General features: G+C 42.2%; 14 protein-coding genes. 10 read left to right on the top strand and 4 right to left on the bottom strand.

Going from position 1 to position 17,200, the window contains the following annotated elements:
- The first annotated feature begins 9 nt into the window (after positions 1-9).
- Both N8O43_RS08410 and N8O43_RS08405 read left to right on the top strand, forming a co-directional pair.
- Positions 10-549 (top strand): 5-formyltetrahydrofolate cyclo-ligase, encoded by a 540-nt coding sequence (locus tag N8O43_RS08410; protein WP_261090059.1) that lies wholly within the window; start codon positions 10-12, stop codon positions 547-549.
- Entirely contained in the window at positions 533-1,210 is a 678-nt protein-coding gene (locus tag N8O43_RS08405; protein WP_261090058.1) for a rhomboid family intramembrane serine protease, read from the top strand. The genes N8O43_RS08410 and N8O43_RS08405 overlap by 17 nt, the downstream gene beginning before the upstream one ends.
- A gap of 216 nt (positions 1,211-1,426) precedes the next feature.
- Here N8O43_RS08405 and galU read toward each other — a convergent pair whose 3' ends face one another.
- The 4 genes from galU to argS form a co-directional block, all read right to left on the bottom strand.
- The gene (galU, locus tag N8O43_RS08400; RefSeq protein WP_261090055.1) at positions 1,427-2,326 is read right to left on the bottom strand and encodes a UTP--glucose-1-phosphate uridylyltransferase GalU; all 900 of its coding nucleotides are present in this window, start codon (positions 2,324-2,326) and stop codon (positions 1,427-1,429) included.
- Positions 2,327-2,347: 21 nt separating this feature from the next.
- The gene (locus tag N8O43_RS08395) at positions 2,348-3,364 is read right to left on the bottom strand and encodes an NAD(P)H-dependent glycerol-3-phosphate dehydrogenase (protein WP_023943973.1); all 1,017 of its coding nucleotides are present in this window, start codon (positions 3,362-3,364) and stop codon (positions 2,348-2,350) included.
- A 167-nt stretch (positions 3,365-3,531) separates the two neighbouring features.
- Positions 3,532-3,777 carry a hypothetical protein gene (locus N8O43_RS08390; protein WP_000084859.1) on the bottom strand — a complete coding sequence of 82 codons (246 nt, stop codon included), beginning with the start codon at positions 3,775-3,777 and terminating at the stop codon, positions 3,532-3,534.
- Between the two features lie 302 nt (positions 3,778-4,079).
- Positions 4,080-5,771 carry an arginine--tRNA ligase gene (gene argS, locus N8O43_RS08385; RefSeq protein ID WP_261090053.1) on the bottom strand — a complete coding sequence of 564 codons (1,692 nt, stop codon included), beginning with the start codon at positions 5,769-5,771 and terminating at the stop codon, positions 4,080-4,082.
- Positions 5,772-5,906: 135 nt separating this feature from the next.
- Here argS and argR point away from each other — a divergent pair, with 135 nt between their 5' ends.
- The 8 genes from argR to N8O43_RS08345 all read left to right on the top strand — a co-directional run bounded on the left by argR (position 5,907) and on the right by N8O43_RS08345 (position 16,940).
- A complete protein-coding gene (gene argR / locus N8O43_RS08380) occupies positions 5,907-6,353 on the top strand; it encodes an arginine repressor (RefSeq protein ID WP_001231476.1) in 447 nt (148 codons plus the stop codon).
- A 50-nt stretch (positions 6,354-6,403) separates the two neighbouring features.
- Positions 6,404-8,938, top strand: a complete 2,535-nt coding sequence (gene mutS / locus N8O43_RS08375) for a DNA mismatch repair protein MutS (protein WP_261090052.1) — start codon at positions 6,404-6,406, stop codon at positions 8,936-8,938.
- Positions 8,939-9,084: 146 nt separating this feature from the next.
- Positions 9,085-10,791, top strand: a complete 1,707-nt coding sequence (gene patA / locus N8O43_RS08370) for a multidrug efflux ABC transporter subunit PatA (protein ID WP_045606627.1) — start codon at positions 9,085-9,087, stop codon at positions 10,789-10,791.
- A 1-nt stretch (position 10,792) separates the two neighbouring features.
- Entirely contained in the window at positions 10,793-12,559 is a 1,767-nt protein-coding gene (patB, locus tag N8O43_RS08365) for a multidrug efflux ABC transporter subunit PatB (protein ID WP_261090051.1), read from the top strand.
- Positions 12,560-12,696: 137 nt separating this feature from the next.
- Positions 12,697-13,386: a gamma-glutamyl-gamma-aminobutyrate hydrolase family protein gene (locus tag N8O43_RS08360; protein ID WP_000124770.1), complete on the top strand. Its 690-nt coding sequence runs from the start codon at positions 12,697-12,699 to the stop codon at positions 13,384-13,386.
- 168 nt (positions 13,387-13,554) lie between these two features.
- Complete coding sequence (locus N8O43_RS08355; protein WP_000018267.1) at positions 13,555-14,904, top strand: glucose-6-phosphate isomerase; 1,350 nt, start codon at positions 13,555-13,557, stop codon at positions 14,902-14,904.
- 127 nt (positions 14,905-15,031) lie between these two features.
- On the top strand, positions 15,032-16,492 hold the full coding sequence (gene gltX, locus N8O43_RS08350; protein WP_000031052.1) for a glutamate--tRNA ligase: 1,461 nt from the start codon (positions 15,032-15,034) through the stop codon (positions 16,490-16,492).
- A 13-nt stretch (positions 16,493-16,505) separates the two neighbouring features.
- Positions 16,506-16,940, top strand: coding sequence for a cytidine deaminase family protein (locus tag N8O43_RS08345; protein ID WP_000355905.1), 435 nt, complete (start codon positions 16,506-16,508; stop codon positions 16,938-16,940).
- Positions 16,941-17,200 lie beyond the last annotated feature (260 nt).

The following is a 17,200-nucleotide window of genomic DNA, read 5'->3' as shown; positions in this document are numbered from 1 at the left end:
GGGGTATCTATGAAATCGGAATTACGTAAGCAAGTCTTGCAAGAAATGAAGGCATTACCTCGTGAACAAAAACAGGCTATAGACCAAGCTTTAACAGAACGACTTTTACAACACCCTTTTTACCAAGATGCCAAGGTCATCGCAACCTATCTCTCTTTTCCTCATGAGTTTCAAACTCAGAGATTGATTGAGCAGGCGCTGAAGGACGGCAAGAAGGTTCTGATACCCAAAACCTATCCCAAGGGGCGCATGGACTTTGTGGTCTATCATCCACAGCAGTTGGTAAGAACTTCCTTTGGCTTACTGGAGCCACAGGGAGATTTGGAAGTTGTGGATGCCTCTCAGATTGATTTGATTCATGTTCCTGGTCTGACTTTTTCGACAGATGGCTATCGGATTGGATACGGAGGAGGTTATTATGACCGCTATCTGGAACAGTTTTCTGGTCATACTTTGAGTACGGTTTATCCTTGTCAAGTTCAGGACTTTATTCCTGAAAACCATGATATTCCTGTTGAGGAGGTATTAATTGATGAAGGAAATCTTTGATAGACGTTATCCTGTGACGAATTTTTTCCTCTTAGTGACGGCCTTGGTGTTTCTACTAATGTTGGTGACTGCAGGCGGAAACTTTGACAGGGCAGATACCCTATTTCGATTTGGAGCCATGTATGGACCTGCTATTCGCCTCCTTCCTGAGCAGACTTGGCGTCTCTTTTCGGCTATTTTTGTTCATATTGGATGGGAGCATTTGATTGTCAATATGCTTTCCCTTTATTATCTTGGTAGGCAAGTAGAGGAGATTTTCGGATCCAAGAAGTTTTTCTTTCTCTATCTTTTATCAGGAATGATGGGCAATCTCTTTGTTTTTGTATTTAGTCCCCAATCCTTAGCAGCAGGAGCCTCGACTTCTCTCTATGGATTATTTGCTGCAATTATTGTTCTCCGCTATGCAACGCGCAACCCCTATATCCAGCAGTTGGGCCAATCCTATCTGACCCTTTTTGTGATTAACATTATTGGAAGTGTTCTGATTCCAGGAATCAGCCTAGCAGGCCATATCGGAGGTGCAGTCGGTGGAGCATTTCTAGCAGTTATGTTTCCAGTTCGAGGCGAAAGACGGATGTATAGTAGCAGCCAGAGGTTAGGAGCGATAGTGTTGTTCGTAGGACTCGCAGTTTTGCTTTTCTATAAGGGAATGGGGATGTGAAGAAGTTGGAAGACAATTTGTGTAATGAAAAAAGATAAGGCATTTCGAACCTTATCTTTTTTGTTTTATACTCAATGAAAATCAAAGAGCAAACTAGGAAACTAGAAGCAGGTTGCTCAAAGCACTGCTTTGAGGTTGTAGATAGAACTGACGAAGTCAGTAATATATATACGGCAAGGCGACGTTGACGTGATTTGAAGAGATTTTCGAAGAGTATTAGTCCTTCTCAGCCAATTCTTTTCCCAGTTGGATGAGGTAATCTTTCAAGTCATCTTTGACTTGTGGATGTTTGAGGGCGTAGTCAATAGATGTTTTCATAAAGCCGAATTTATCTCCAACGTCGTAACGAGCTCCTGTAAATTCACGGGCAAAAACACGCTGTGTTTTATTAAGCGTATCGATAGCATCGGTAAGCTGGATTTCATTTCCAGCACCAGGAGCTTGCTTTTCGAGAATATCAAAAATTTCCGGTGTCAGAAGATAGCGACCGATAATAGCTAAATCACTTGGAGCATCTTCTGGAGCTGGTTTTTCTACGAAAGTTTCAACGCTATAGAGTCCATTGATCCCTTCTCCTTGAGGAGCGATGACTCCATATGATGAAACGTCTTCGTGTGGTACGGGCATGACAGCAATGGTTGATGCGTGTGTCTTTTCGTAATCATTCATCAGTTGTTTTGTCAAAGGAACGGCATTCTCGTCTGTGATGTCCATAAGGTCGTCACCCAGCATGACAACGAAGGGCTCATTCCCTACAAAAGCTTTGGCTTGTAAGACAGCGTCTCCAAGACCACGAGGGTGAGTTTGGCGAATGAAATGGAGGCGCATACCAGTTGCTTCATCTACCAATTTTAACAAATCCGTTTTGCCTTTTTCCTTAAGATTGTATTCAAGCTCAAAGTTTGAGTCAAAGTGGTCCTCAATAGAACGTTTTGATTTACCAGTGACAACCAGAATATCTTCAATACCTGATTTGAGAGCTTCTTCCACGATAAACTGGATAGTTGGTTTGTCTACAATTGGCAACATTTCTTTGGCAAGAGCCTTGGTTGCTGGTAAAAATCGAGTTCCTAGTCCAGCAGCAGGGATGACTGCTTTTCTAACTTTTGATGTCATAAGAATCCTTTCTTTAGAGAGTTAAGACCACTCATTTTCTGCTTTAAATTCATTGTTCATGATGTCATAAATGGCATCTTTAATATTGGTTCCGTGGTAGATAACTTGGTAAATGGCCTGCGTAATCGGCATATAGACTCCAAGTTCTTGCGCTAGTTCATAGGCTGCTCGGGTCGTTGAAATTCCTTCAATCACCATGCCCATATTGGCTTCGATATCAGCTAGAGATTCTCCACGACCAAGAGCATCTCCGGCTCTCCAGTTCCGAGAGTGGATGGAGGTTCCCGTTACGATCAAGTCTCCTACACCAGACAAGCCACTATAGGTCAATGGACTGGCACCGAGTGCTACTCCTAAGCGGGTAATTTCTGCCAAGCCTCGAGCGATGATGGCTGCTTTGGCATTGTCACCAAATCCCAAACCATGTAAAGCTCCGGCACCGACAGCGATAATATTTTTAAGAGCACCAGCGGTTTCAACTCCAATAACATCCGTATTGGTATAAAGTCGGAAGTAGTGATTACTAAAGAGTTCTTGAACGTATTGAGCTGTTTGTAAATCTTTAGAAGCAGCAGTGATTAAAGTCAGGTCACGTACAATGGTCTCTTCCGCATGGCTAGGCCCTGAGACAACGACGATATCACTGCGGAGCTGTTCAGGAATCTCTTCTTCAAGGATGGTTGATAATCGTTTATGACTATCAGGCTCTAATCCCTTTGAAGCGTGCATGATGATAGCCTTATGATCCAAGGTTTTTGCAACTTGTTGGGCAACAAGTCGTGTCACTTTTGTTGGGACAACAAACAAAATCGCATCCACATCTTTTAATGCCTCTGCTAAGTCAGTGTAGGCAATGATATTTTCGTCTAGAACGACATCTTTAAAGTAGTGCTTGTTCGTATGATAGGTATTAATTTCATTGATTTGTTCGGGAATGTTTCCCCAAATACGTACCTCGTGTCCATTGTCATTTAAGACTTGTGAAAGGGCAGTTCCCCAAGAACCAGGCCCCAAGACGGCGACGGTTTGTTTTTCCATGTTTTCCTCCTTGATAGAGTTCTCTTTTTATTTTATCACATTCTAGGGGATTTTGCACTTTCATTGCTGGGGAGTGGTGGCTTTGTTGCTTGAAAAATATATCAAAACCGAGGCTAAGTATTAAACTCTCAGTCTCGGTTTTGATATTCCTTAAAAAATAGCTAGGTTTATTTCAATTGATCTGTGATGTCTTTTGACAGTAACATTCCCAGATGATAAGTTTTATTGATGTAAGCAATGACATCATTGATATTTTCAGTCGTGTGAATTTTCTCCTTGATGTCAGCCCTAAATGTTTCATCCTTCAAAAGTTGTTCTTGGTAGAGCCTTTGCAGTCTCTCCTTCTCGTACTTATTGAGCAGAAAAAGGAAAACCAAGCTAATCACAACGAGGATATAAGCATATTGGCTCATAGGAAATCTCCCTGTATGATAAAGAAATAGTAGTGAATAAATCGATTTAGTGGATCTAAAATAGTAGAACAAGCCAGCAAAACTTGATAAGATTTTTGATAGACCTCTAAACCAAATTACGTATAGGATTTGGTCTTAGTTACTTAGACTGCTTTACAATCAAGTAACTTGAAGATTACGACGTCATGGTCTCTAAATCGATTATATTTAGAGACCATGACTAGTGGAGCAGTTAGCTAGTCCGCATATAAGCGGCTAGCGTCTAACAATTAGGAACTTTAGTTCCAATTGTTAGTACTGAATCACATCTTCTCAGGTGCTTCTACTCCAAGCAAGCGAAGGGCTTCTTTTAGAACGACTGCGGTTGCGTAGCTGAGGGCTAAACGGCTGTCGCGCTCAGGATTTTCGTCTAGGATACGTGTATGTGCATAGTACTTGTTAAAGGCTTGAGCCAGGCTAATTGCAAATTTAGCAATGATAGAAGGTTCAAAGTTATCCGCCGCACGGTTAATAATACGTGGGAAATCTTGGATGAGTTTGATGACTTCCCAGCTTTCAGCATCATTCAAGCTATAGTTGCCAGCTGTTTCTGGTTTGAAGTCTGCTTTACGTAAGATAGATTGGATACGAGCGTAGGCGTATTGAACGTAAGGTCCAGTTTCTCCCTCGAAGGATACCATAGCTTCTAGATCGAAATCATACCCATTTGTACGGTCGGTCTTGAGGTCATAGAATTTAATGGCTCCAACTCCAACAGCATGCGCTACCTGGTCTTTGTTTTCAAGTTCAGGATTTTTAGCTTCAATTTGGGCTTTGGCACGGCTAACAGCCTCTGCAACTGTAGGCTCTAGCAAGATGACATTCCCTTTACGAGTAGAGAGTTTTTTCCCTTCTTTGGTAACTAAACCAAAAGGAACGTGGGTAATGTCGTCACTCCAGTCGTAGCCCATTTCTTTCAAGACAGCTTTGAGCTGTTTAAAGTGGGCAGATTGTTCTTGGCCAACAACGTAGATAGATTTAGCAAATTGGTATTCGTTTTTACGGTAAAGGGCTGCAGCCAAGTCACGAGTGATATAGAGAGTTGCACCATCAGATTTTTTGATAAGGGCTGGATGTTCAATTCCATATTTCTCAAGATTGACAACTTGGGCACCTTCTGACTCAACAAGAAGTCCTTTTTTAGAAAGAATGTCTACAACTGCATCCATCTTATCGTTGTAGAAGGCTTCTCCGTTGTAGCTGTCAAATTCAACCTTCAGTTCATTGTAAAGGCGATTAAATTCCACTAAACTTTCATCACGGAACCATTGCCAAAGTGCGAGAGCTTCCTCGTCTCCATTTTCAAGTTTACGGAACCATTCGCGTGCTTCTTCATCCAAGCTAGGGTCATTTTCAGCCTCAGCGTTGATGCGGACATAGAGTTTAAGAAGTTCGTCGATTGGATGAGCTTTTACAGCTTCTTCGTCGCCCCATTTTTTGTAGGCAACAATCAACATCCCAAACTGTTTACCCCAGTCTCCCAAATGGTTGACCTTGACCGTTTGATATCCGATTTTTTGGAAAATATGTGACAAGCTATCTCCGATAACAGTTGAGCGTAGGTGACCAATAGAAAATGGTTTAGCGATATTGGGACTAGACATGTCGATAACAACATTTTCTTGTTTGCCAATAGTTTGGTCAGCATAGTGTTCTTTTTCAGTGATAACAGCTTGCAATACTTGAGCAGAAATGGCAGATTTATCAAGGAAAAAGTTGACGTAAGGTCCTGTTGCGACAACCTTTTCAAAGGCTTGGCTGTTAATTTTTTCAGCCAGTTCAGTAGCAATCATTTGAGGTGCTTTACGTTCGACTTTTGCAAGTGAAAAAGCAGGGAAAGCGATGTCTCCCATTTCTGAGTTTTTAGGGGTTTCCAGTAAATTGAAAATAGCCTCTTGGTCCAGGCTATCAATGACGCTAGCCAACTCGCTAGCAATCAATTCTTTTGTATTCATTAAGAGCTCCTTTTTGGACTTTTCTACTATTTTATCACAATTTTAAAGAAAGAAGAAAAAATTTTTGAAATCTCCTATTTTTTTGGTATAATATAGTTATAAAATTAGTTATAAATATGCATATAAGAGGATTTTATGAGAAAAAGAGATCGTCATCAGTTAATAAAAAAAATGATTACTGAGGAGAAATTAAGTACACAAAAAGAAATTCAAGATCGGTTGGAGGCGCACAATGTTTTTGTGACGCAGACAACCTTATCTCGTGATTTGCGCGAAATCGGCTTGACCAAGGTCAAGAAAAATGATATGGTGTATTATGTACTAGCAAATGAGACAGAAAAGATTGATTTGGTGGAATTTTTGTCTCATCATTTAGAAGGCGTTGCAAGAGCAGAGTTTACCTTGGTACTTCATACCAAATTGGGAGAAGCCTCTGTTTTGGCAAATATTGTAGATGCAAACAAGGATGAATGGATTTTAGGAACAGTTGCTGGTGCCAATACCTTATTGGTCATTTGTCGAGACCAGCACGTTGCCAAACTCATGGAAGATCGTTTGCTAGATTTGATGAAAGATAAGTAAGGTCTTGAGAGTTGCTCTCAAGACTTATTTTTGACAAGGAGAGACGGACAATGGCGACAGAAAAGCTATCACCCGGCATGCAACAGTATGTGGATATTAAAAAGCAATATCCAGATGCGTTTTTGCTCTTTCGGATGGGTGATTTTTATGAATTATTTTATGAGGATGCGGTCAATGCTGCGCAGATTCTGGAAATTTCCTTAACGAGTCGCAACAAGAATGCCGATAATCCGATTCCTATGGCGGGTGTTCCCTATCATTCTGCCCAACAGTACATCGATGTCTTGATTGAGCAGGGCTATAAGGTAGCTATCGCAGAGCAGATGGAAGATCCTAAACAGGCAGTTGGGGTTGTGAAACGAGAGGTTGTTCAGGTCATTACACCTGGGACAGTGGTCGATAGTAGTAAGCCGGATAGTCAGAACAATTTCTTGGTTGCTATAGACCGTGATGGCAGTCAATTTGGCCTAGCTTATATGGACTTGGTGACCGGAGACTTTTATGTGACGGGTCTATTGGATTTCACGCTGGTTTGTGGGGAAATCCGCAATCTCAAGGCGCGAGAAGTGGTGCTGGGCTATGACTTGTCTGAGGAAGAGGAACTAATCCTTAGTCGTCAGATGAATCTGGTACTTTCCTATGAAAAAGAAGGCTTTGAAGACCTTCATTTACTGGATTCACGATTGGCAGCTGTGGAGCAAGCGGCATCTAGGAAGCTACTCCAGTATGTTCATCGGACTCAGATGAGGGAATTGAACCACCTCAAGCCTGTTATCCGCTATGAAATCAAGGATTTTTTACAGATGGATTATGCGACCAAGGCTAGTCTAGATTTGGTTGAGAATGCTCGCTCGGGTAAGAAACAAGGCAGTCTTTTCTGGCTTTTGGATGAAACCAAAACTGCTATGGGAATGCGTCTCTTGCGGTCTTGGATTCATCGCCCCTTGATTGATAAGGAACGAATTATCCAACGTCAAGAAGTGGTGCAGGTCTTTCTCGACCATTTCTTTGAGCGCAGTGATTTGACAGACAGTCTCAAGGGAGTTTATGATATCGAACGATTGGCTAGTCGTGTTTCTTTTGGCAAAACCAATCCCAAGGATCTCTTGCAGTTGGCGACCACCTTGTCTAGTGTGCCACGGATTCGTGCTATTTTAGAAGGGATGGAGCAATCTGCTCTAGCTTATCTCATCGAACAACTGGATGGAATCCCTGAGTTGGAGAGTTTGATTAGCGCAGCGATTGCTCCTGAAGCCCCTCATGTGATTACAGATGGGGGAATTATCCGAACTGGATTTGATGAGACCTTGGATAAATACCGTCGTGTCCTCAGAGAAGGTACGAGCTGGATTGCAGAGATTGAGGCTAAGGAGCGAGAAAACTCTGGTATCAGTACGCTCAAGATTGACTACAATAAGAAGGATGGCTACTATTTCCATGTGACCAATTCTCAACTGGGAAATGTGCCAGCCCATTTTTTCCGCAAGGCGACGCTGAAAAACTCAGAACGCTTTGGAACCGAAGAATTAGCCCGTATCGAGGGAGATATGTTGGAGGCACGTGAGAAGTCAGCTAACCTAGAGTACGAAATTTTTATGCGTATTCGTGAAGAGGTCAGCAAGTATATCCAGCGTTTGCAGGCTTTAGCTCAAGGCATTGCGACAGTTGATGTCTTACAGAGTCTAGCAGTTGTGGCTGAAACCCAGCATTTGATTCGACCTGAATTCGGAGATAATTCGCGAATTGATATCCAGAAAGGGCGCCATGCTGTCGTTGAAAAGGTTATGGGGGCTCAGACCTATATTCCCAATACGATTCAGATGGCAGAAGATACCAGTATTCAACTGATTACAGGGCCCAACATGAGCGGGAAGTCTACCTACATGCGTCAGTTAGCCATGACGGCGGTTATGGCCCAGCTGGGTTCTTATGTGCCAGCAGAAAGCGCCCATTTACCGATTTTTGATGCGATTTTTACCCGTATCGGAGCAGCAGACGACTTGGTTTCAGGTCAATCAACCTTTATGGTAGAGATGATGGAGGCCAACAATGCTATTTCGCATGCGACCAAGAACTCTCTCATTCTCTTTGATGAATTGGGACGAGGAACTGCAACTTACGACGGTATGGCTCTTGCTCAGTCCATCATTGAATACATCCATGAGCATATCGGAGCCAAGACCCTCTTTGCGACCCACTACCATGAGTTGACCAGTCTGGAGTCCAGCTTGGAACACTTGGTCAATGTCCACGTGGCAACCTTAGAGCAGGATGGGCAGGTGACTTTCCTTCATAAGATTGAACCAGGTCCAGCTGATAAATCCTACGGTATCCATGTTGCCAAAATTGCTGGCTTGCCAGCAGACCTTTTAGCAAGGGCGGATAAGATTTTGACTCAGTTAGAGAATCAAGGGACAGAAAGTCCTGCTCCTATGAAACAAACAAGTACTGTCTCAGAACAAATTTCACTCTTTGACACGCCTGCAGTGCATCCTATCCTAGCAGAATTAGCTAAGCTGGATATTTACAACATGACACCTATGCAGGCTATGAATGTTTTGGTTGAGTTAAAACAGAAACTATAAAGTCAAGACTTGCTAGTCATTCTAGCTGTATCAAGGAGACTTCTTTGACAAGTTCCCACTTTTTTGCTAGAATAACATCACACAAACAGAATGAGAAGGAGCTGACGCATTGTCGCTCCCTTTTGTCTATTTTTTAAGGAGAAAATATGCTGATTCAGAAAGTAAAAACCTACAAGTGGCAGGCCTTAGCTTCGCTTCTGATGACAGGCTTGATGGTTGCTAGTTCACTTCTGCAACCGCGTTATCTGCAGGAAGTGTTAGACGCCCTACTTGCTGGGAAATATGAAGCTATTTATAGTATCGGGGCTTGGTTGATTGGTGTGGCCTTGGTCGGTCTGGTTGCTGGTGGTCTCAATGTTGTCCTTGCAGCCTATATTGCACAAGGAGTTTCATCCGACCTTCGGGAGGACGCCTTCCGTAAAATCCAAAACTTTTCTTATGCCAATATTGAACAATTTAATGCGGGAAATCTAGTCGTTCGCATGACAAATGACATCAACCAGATTCAGAACGTCGTCATGATGACCTTCCAAATTCTTTTCAGGCTTCCCCTCTTGTTCATCGGTTCGTTTATCCTTGCGGTTCAAACTTTACCATCTCTGTGGTGGGTGATTGTTCTCATGGTGATCTTAATTTTTGGTTTGACTGCTGTCATGATGGGAATGATGGGACCTCGTTTTGCCAAGTTTCAAACCCTTCTTGAACGCATCAATGCCATTGCCAAGGAAAATTTGCGTGGCGTTCGTGTGGTCAAGTCCTTTGTCCAAGAAAAAGAGCAGTTTGCTAAGTTTACGGAGGTTTCAGACGAGCTACTCGGTCAAAATCTTTACATTGGTTATGCCTTTTCAGTAGTGGAACCTTTCATGATGTTGGTCGGTTATGGGGCGGTATTTTTCTCTATTTGGCTAGTTGCGGGGATGGTTCAGTCGGATCCGTCAGTTGTTGGCTCCATTGCTTCCTTTGTCAATTACCTAAGCCAGATTATCTTTACCATTGTTATGGTTGGATTTTTAGGAAATTCTGTCAGTCGTGCCATGATTTCTATGCGTCGTATTCGAGAAATTCTGGATGCAGAGGCAGCCATGACCTTCAAGGATGTCCCAGATGAAGATTTGGTCGGCAGTCTTAGCTTTGAAAATGTGACCTTTACCTATCCAATGGACAAGGAACCGATGCTGAAAGATGTGAGCTTTACTATTGAACCTGGTCAGATGGTTGGTGTAGTTGGAGCCACTGGTGCAGGAAAATCAACCTTGGCTCAATTGATTCCACGTCTCTTTGACCCACAGGAAGGGGCTATCAAAATCGGAGGTAAGGATATTCGAGAAGTGAGTGAAGGAACCCTGCGTAAAACAGTTTCTATCGTTCTTCAGCGTGCCATTCTCTTTAGTGGAACGATTGCAGATAACTTGAGACAGGGTAAGGGAGATGCCACTCTATTTGAAATGGAGCGTGCAGCCAATATTGCCCAAGCCAGTGAATTCATTCATCGTATGGAGAAAACCTTTGAAAGTCCAGTTGAGGAACGGGGAACCAATTTCTCTGGTGGGCAAAAGCAAAGGATGTCGATTGCTCGTGGAATTGTCAGCAATCCACGTATTCTGATTTTTGACGATTCGACCTCGGCCTTGGATGCTAAGTCAGAGCGCCTGGTGCAAGAAGCCTTGAATAAGGACTTAAAGGGAACAACAACCATTATCATCGCTCAAAAGATTAGCTCGGTTGTCCATGCAGACAAGATCTTGGTACTGGATCAAGGACGATTGATTGGTCAAGGCACGCATGCAGACTTGGTTGCCAACAATGCCGTTTACCGTGAAATCTACGAAACACAGAAAGGAAAGGAGGAGTAAAATGAAGACAGTTCAATTTTTTTGGCATTATTTTAAAGTCTATAAGCTATCATTTGTAGTTGTTATTCTGATGATTGTTCTAGCGACTCTTGCCCAAGCCCTCTTTCCAGTCTTTTCTGGACAAGCAGTAACAGAGCTAGCTAATTTAGTTAAAGCTTATCAAAATGGCAATCCAGAACTTGTTTGGCAAAGCCTATCAGGAATCATGGTCAATCTTGGCCTGCTGGTTTTGGTTCTCTTTATCTCCAGTGTCATATACATGTGTCTTATGACGCGCGTGATTGCAGAGTCGACAAACGAGATGCGCAAAGGCCTCTTCGGTAAGCTTTCTCGGTTAGCGGTTTCTTTCTTTGACCGCCGAAAAGATGGCGATATCCTGTCTCGTTTTACCAGTGATTTGGATAATATCCTCCAAGCCTTTAACGAAAGTTTGATTCAGGTCATGAGCAATATTGTTTTATATATTGGTCTGATTCTCGTCATGTTTTCGAGAAATGTGACGCTGGCCCTCATCACCATTGCCAGCACACCAGTGGCCTTCCTTATGCTGATTTTTATTGTAAAAATGGCACGCAAATACACCAACCTCCAGCAAAAAGAGGTAGGGAAGCTCAACGCCTATATGGATGAGAGTATCTCAGGCCAAAAAGCCGTGATTGTGCAAGGAATTCAAGAGGATATGATGGCAGGATTTCTTGAACAAAATGAGCGCGTACGTAAGGCAACCTTTAAAGGAAGAATGTTCTCAGGAATTCTTTTCCCTGTTATGAATGGGATGAGCTTGGTTAACACAGCCATCGTCATCTTTGCTGGTTCAGCTGTACTTTTGAATGATAAGTCTATTGAAACTAGTACAGCCCTAGGTCTGATTGTTATGTTTGCCCAATTTTCACAGCAGTACTACCAGCCTATTATTCAAGTTGCGGCTAGTTGGGGAAGCCTTCAGTTAGCCTTTACAGGTGCTGAACGGATTCAGGAAATGTTTGACGCAGAGGAAGAAATTCGACCTGAGAAGGCGCCGATCTTTACTCAGTTGCAAGAAGGTGTTGAAATTAGTCATATTGATTTTTCATACTTGCCTGATAAACCTATTTTGAAAGATGTCAGCATTTCTGCCCCTAAAGGCCAGATGACAGCGGTTGTTGGTCCGACAGGTTCAGGGAAAACGACTATTATGAACCTCATCAATCGCTTTTATGATGTTGATGCTGGTGGTATTTATTTTGATGGGAAAGACATCCGTGACTATGACTTGGATAGTCTCAGAAGCAAGGTGGGGATTGTCTTGCAAGATTCGGTCTTGTTTAGCGGAACGATTCGAGACAATATCCGTTTTGGTGTGCCAGATGCTAGTCAAGAAATGGTTGAAGCAGCAGCCAAGGCAACCCACATTCACGACTATATCGAAAGCTTACCTGATAAGTACGATACTCTTATAGATGATGACCAGAGCATCTTCTCAACAGGCCAGAAACAATTGATTTCTATCGCTCGAACCCTGATGACAGATCCAGAAGTTCTCATTCTCGATGAAGCCACTTCAAACGTAGATACGGTGACAGAAAGTAAGATTCAGCATGCCATGGAGGCGGTTGTAGCAGGCAGAACTAGTTTCGTCATTGCTCACCGTTTGAAGACCATCCTCAATGCTGATCAGATTATTGTCCTCAAAGATGGAGAAGTCATTGAACGCGGTAACCACCATGAACTCCTAAAACTAGGTGGCTTCTACTCAGAACTCTATCACAATCAATTTGTCTTCGAATAAGAAAAAAGTTGTCCTATGTGGGCAGCTTTTTCTTGTCCATAAAAAATTTTTATCACAGCCTTAAAAAAACATATTAGACGAAAGTCATTTTGAGTGATATGATAGGACTATCGTTAACATTCGAAAGGAGAGGCATCATGGCTAGAACGGTTGTAGGAGTTGCTGCAAATCTATGTCCTGTAGACGCAGAAGGAAAAAACATTCATTCATCTGTATCTTGTAGATTCGCAGAGAGCATTCGTCAAGTCGGTGGTCTCCCTTTAGTCATTCCTGTTGGTGATGAGTCAGTTGTACGCGATTATGTGGAAATGATTGACAAGCTTATTTTGACAGGCGGTCAAAATGTCCACCCTCAGTTTTATGGAGAGAAAAAGACCATTGAGAGCGATGATTACAATCTAGTACGTGATGAGTTTGAATTGGCCCTCTTGAAAGAAGCGCTTCGTCAGAATAAACCAATTATGGCAATCTGTCGCGGTGTTCAACTTGTCAATGTTGCCTTTGGTGGAACCCTCAATCAAGAAATCGAAGGTCACTGGCAAGGACTACCTTTCGGAACATCTCACTCTATTGAGACAGTAGAAGGAAGCGTGGTGGCCAAGCTATTTGGAAAAGAAAGTCAGGTTAACTCGGTCCATCGTCAAAGCATTAAAGATTTGGCACCTAATTTCCGCGTAACCGCTATTGATCCAAGAGACCAGACCATCGAAGCGATTGAGTCTATCGACGAGCACCGCATCATCGGTTTGCAGTGGCATCCAGAGTTTCTGGTTAATGAAGAAGATGGCAATTTAGAATTATTTGAGTATTTATTGAATGAACTGTAACGACTGGACATCTAGTCGTTCTTTCTTTTATTTTTTCAAAATTTTTGGAATGTGGGATTTTTACGCAAACGTTTGAATTCTGATAAAAATTGGAGAAATTCGACAAAAAGCTTGAAAAAAACGAAGGTAAGCGTTATGATAGAAAAGAAGAAATATTGGAGGAATAACATGTCACATATTAAATTTGATTATTCAAAAGTTTTAGACAAATTTGTTGCACCACATGAAGTGGAATACATGCAATCACAAGTAACGGCAGCAGATGAATTGATTCGTAAAGGAACTGGTGCTGGTAGCGACTTCTTGGGATGGTTGGACCTTCCTGAAAACTACGACCGCGAAGAATTTGACCGCATCTTGAAAGCTGCTGAGCAAATCAAATCAGACAGCGATGTTTTGGTTGTGATCGGTATCGGTGGATCTTACCTTGGTGCGAAAGCAGCAATCGACTTCTTGAACCACCACTTTGCAAACTTGCAAACAAAAGAAGAACGCAAGGCTCCACAAATCCTTTACGCAGGAAACTCAATCTCATCTACTTACCTTGCTGACTTGGTAGAGTACGTAGCTGATAAAGACTTCTCAGTAAACGTGATTTCTAAATCAGGTACAACAACTGAACCAGCGATTGCTTTCCGTGTCTTCAAAGAACTCTTGGTTAAGAAATACGGTCAAGAAGAAGCCAACAAACGTATTTATGCAACAACTGACCGCCAAAAAGGTGCTGTTAAAGTTGAAGCAGACGCTAACGGTTGGGAAACATTTGTTGTTCCAGATGATATCGGTGGACGCTTCTCAGTATTGACAGCCGTTGGTTTGCTTCCAATCGCAGCATCAGGAGCTGACATCAAAGCCCTTATGGAAGGTGCGAATGCAGCTCGCAAAGACTATACTTCAGATAAAATCTCTGAAAACGAAGCTTACCAATACGCAGCAGTTCGTAACATCCTTTACCGTAAAGGTTATGCAACTGAGATCTTGGTAAACTACGAGCCATCACTTCAATACTTCGCAGAGTGGTGGAAACAATTGGCTGGTGAATCAGAAGGAAAAGACCAAAAAGGTATCTACCCAACTTCAGCCAACTTCTCAACTGACTTGCACTCACTTGGTCAATTTATCCAAGAAGGAACTCGTATCATGTTTGAAACAGTTGTCCGTGTTGATAAACCTCGTAAAAACGTGATTATCCCTAGTTTGGAAGAAGACCTTGATGGACTTGGTTACCTTCAAGGAAAAGACGTTGACTTTGTAAACAAAAAAGCGACTGACGGTGTTCTTCTTGCCCACACAGATGGTGATGTACCAAACATGTACGTGACTCTTCCAGAGCAAGATGCTTTCACTCTTGGTTACACTATCTACTTCTTCGAATTGGCAATTGCCCTTTCAGGTTACTTGAATGCTATCAACCCATTTGACCAACCAGGTGTTGAAGCCTACAAACGTAACATGTTCGCCCTTCTTGGGAAACCAGGATTTGAAGAATTAAGCAAAGAACTTAACGCACGTCTATAATAGAAGAAAAGAGTGGTTTGTCCACTCTTTTTACTCTCTTTATCCATAGAAATTGGACTCAGCCAAGACTTGTGATATAATATAGAGAGCAAAAAGGCAGACGCCTAGAGACTTTATAGGAGAAACTATGTCAAAAGATATCCGCGTACGTTACGCACCAAGTCCAACAGGACTACTACACATCGGGAATGCCCGTACAGCATTGTTCAACTACCTTTACGCACGTCATCATGGTGGAACTTTTATCATTCGTATCGAAGATACTGACCGTAAACGTCATGTCGAGGATGGTGAACGTTCACAGCTTGAAAACCTTCGTTGGTTAGGTATGGATTGGGATGAAAGCCCAGAAACACATGAAAATTACCGCCAGTCTGAGCGTTTGGACTTGTATCAAAAATACATTGACCAACTATTAGCTGAGGGAAAAGCCTACAAATCTTATGTTACAGAAGAAGAGTTAGCCGCTGAACGTGAACGCCAAGAAGCAGCGGGTGAACCCCCTCGATATATCAACGAATACCTTGGTATGAGTGAAGAAGAAAAAGCAGCTTACATCGCAGAACGTGAAGCAACAGGGATCATCCCAACTGTTCGTTTGGCTGTCAATGAGTCAGGTATCTACAAGTGGCATGATATGGTCAAAGGTGATATCGAATTTGAAGGTGGCAATATCGGTGGTGACTGGGTTATCCAAAAGAAAGATGGTTACCCAACTTACAACTTTGCCGTTGTCATCGATGACCATGATATGCAAATCTCCCATGTTATCCGTGGGGATGACCACATTGCTAATACACCAAAACAGCTTATGGTCTATGAAGCCCTTGGTTGGGAAGCTCCAGAGTTTGGTCACATGACCTTGATTATCAACTCTGAAACTGGGAAAAAATTGTCTAAACGCGATACCAACACCCTTCAGTTTATCGAAGACTACCGTAAAAAAGGTTATTTACCAGAAGCAGTCTTTAACTTTATTGCTCTTCTTGGTTGGAACCCAGGTGGCGAAGATGAAATCTTCTCTCGTGAAGAACTCATTAAACTTTTCGATGAAAACCGCCTGAGCAAGTCTCCAGCAGCCTTTGATCAGAAAAAACTAGACTGGATGAGCAATGATTATATCAAGAATGCAGACCTAGAAACTATCTTTGAAATGGCAAAACCATTCTTAGAGGAAGCAGGCCGATTGACTGATAAGGCTGAAAAATTGGTGGAACTCTATAAACCACAAATGAAGTCAGTTGACGAAATCGTTCCATTGACAGACCTTTTCTTCTCAGACTTCCCAGAATTGACAGAAGCAGAACGCGAAGTCATGGCGGGAGAAACAGTCCCAACAGTTCTTGAAGCTTTCAAAGCAAAACTTGAAGCGATGACAGATGATGAATTTGTAACAGAGAATATCTTCCCACAAATCAAAGCTGTTCAAAAAGAAACAGGTATTAAAGGGAAAAATCTTTTCATGCCTATTCGTATCGCTGTTTCAGGTGAAATGCATGGACCAGAATTGCCAGATACGATCTTCTTGTTAGGTCGTGAAAAATCAATCCAGCATATCGAAAATATGTTAAAGGAAATCTCTAAGTAAGAAGGGTACAATAATGGACATCTGGGAAAAGATGTACGAAGAAGCACAGAAATTGTATAATCCACATGAAGTATCTGATTTTGTTTATGCTAATCATGTCGTTGCCGCAGTAGAAGCAGAAGATGGACAAATATTTACAGGATTCTGTATGGAGGGAACCTGTGGTGTTTTCCATCTCTGTGCAGAACGGGCGGCACTCTTTAATATGTACCAATTTTCAGGACAAACTAAGGTTAAGAAAGTATTAGCCTTTCGAGATAAACCACCTTATGGTGGAAGTTCAGCTATGCCTTGCGGTGCCTGTAGAGAATTCCTTTTAGAGCTTAATGCTGAAAATAAAGATGCAGAATTTATGATGGACTACGATACAAGAAAGACGGTGAAAGTCGCAGAACTAATCCCATATTGGTGGGGAGAAGAACGGGCTTCCAAGTTTAATAATCAATAGAAGAGTCAGTATAATGCTGACTCTTTTTACTTAAAGCTTAAGTTCAACTGGTTTTACTAATGCTTGATTAGTCGAAAAGAATCGAAAAAAGAGTGCACAAAATCCTCTAATCTGAAAGCGTTTCAGATTAAGTTTCGCTATGGTGGAAGTTACGTTGAGAAGTTACCACTTAAAAAAAGTTTAAAAAAGTAGTTGACAAAGTTTGAAAAGCCTGTATAATAGTAAGAGTTGAAAACAACTCAGGTCCGTTGGTCAAGGGG

Origin of the sequence: Streptococcus mitis (assembly GCF_946190335.1) — a bacterium.
GTDB classification, from domain to species: Bacteria; Bacillota; Bacilli; order Lactobacillales; family Streptococcaceae; genus Streptococcus; species Streptococcus mitis_CH.
Note: the sequence above shows the minus strand (reverse complement) of the source record. Positions and strands in the feature narration are given on the sequence as shown.

What these genes read in the sequence shown, in the direction of transcription:
- N8O43_RS08410 (WP_261090059.1), top strand. Translation starts at nt 10, where the DNA reads ATGAAATCGGAATTACGTAAGCAAGTCTTGCAAGAAATGAAGGCATTA.
- N8O43_RS08405 (WP_261090058.1), top strand. Translation starts at nt 533, where the DNA reads ATGAAGGAAATCTTTGATAGACGTTATCCTGTGACGAATTTTTTCCTC.
- galU (WP_261090055.1), bottom strand. Translation starts at nt 2,326, where the DNA reads ATGACATCAAAAGTTAGAAAAGCAGTCATCCCTGCTGCTGGACTAGGA.
- N8O43_RS08395 (WP_023943973.1), bottom strand. Translation starts at nt 3,364, where the DNA reads ATGGAAAAACAAACCGTCGCCGTCTTGGGGCCTGGTTCTTGGGGAACT.
- N8O43_RS08390 (WP_000084859.1), bottom strand. Translation starts at nt 3,777, where the DNA reads ATGAGCCAATATGCTTATATCCTCGTTGTGATTAGCTTGGTTTTCCTT.
- argS (WP_261090053.1), bottom strand. Translation starts at nt 5,771, where the DNA reads ATGAATACAAAAGAATTGATTGCTAGCGAGTTGGCTAGCGTCATTGAT.
- argR (WP_001231476.1), top strand. Translation starts at nt 5,907, where the DNA reads ATGAGAAAAAGAGATCGTCATCAGTTAATAAAAAAAATGATTACTGAG.
- mutS (WP_261090052.1), top strand. Translation starts at nt 6,404, where the DNA reads ATGGCGACAGAAAAGCTATCACCCGGCATGCAACAGTATGTGGATATT.
- patA (WP_045606627.1), top strand. Translation starts at nt 9,085, where the DNA reads ATGCTGATTCAGAAAGTAAAAACCTACAAGTGGCAGGCCTTAGCTTCG.
- patB (WP_261090051.1), top strand. Translation starts at nt 10,793, where the DNA reads ATGAAGACAGTTCAATTTTTTTGGCATTATTTTAAAGTCTATAAGCTA.
- N8O43_RS08360 (WP_000124770.1), top strand. Translation starts at nt 12,697, where the DNA reads ATGGCTAGAACGGTTGTAGGAGTTGCTGCAAATCTATGTCCTGTAGAC.
- N8O43_RS08355 (WP_000018267.1), top strand. Translation starts at nt 13,555, where the DNA reads ATGTCACATATTAAATTTGATTATTCAAAAGTTTTAGACAAATTTGTT.
- gltX (WP_000031052.1), top strand. Translation starts at nt 15,032, where the DNA reads ATGTCAAAAGATATCCGCGTACGTTACGCACCAAGTCCAACAGGACTA.
- N8O43_RS08345 (WP_000355905.1), top strand. Translation starts at nt 16,506, where the DNA reads ATGGACATCTGGGAAAAGATGTACGAAGAAGCACAGAAATTGTATAAT.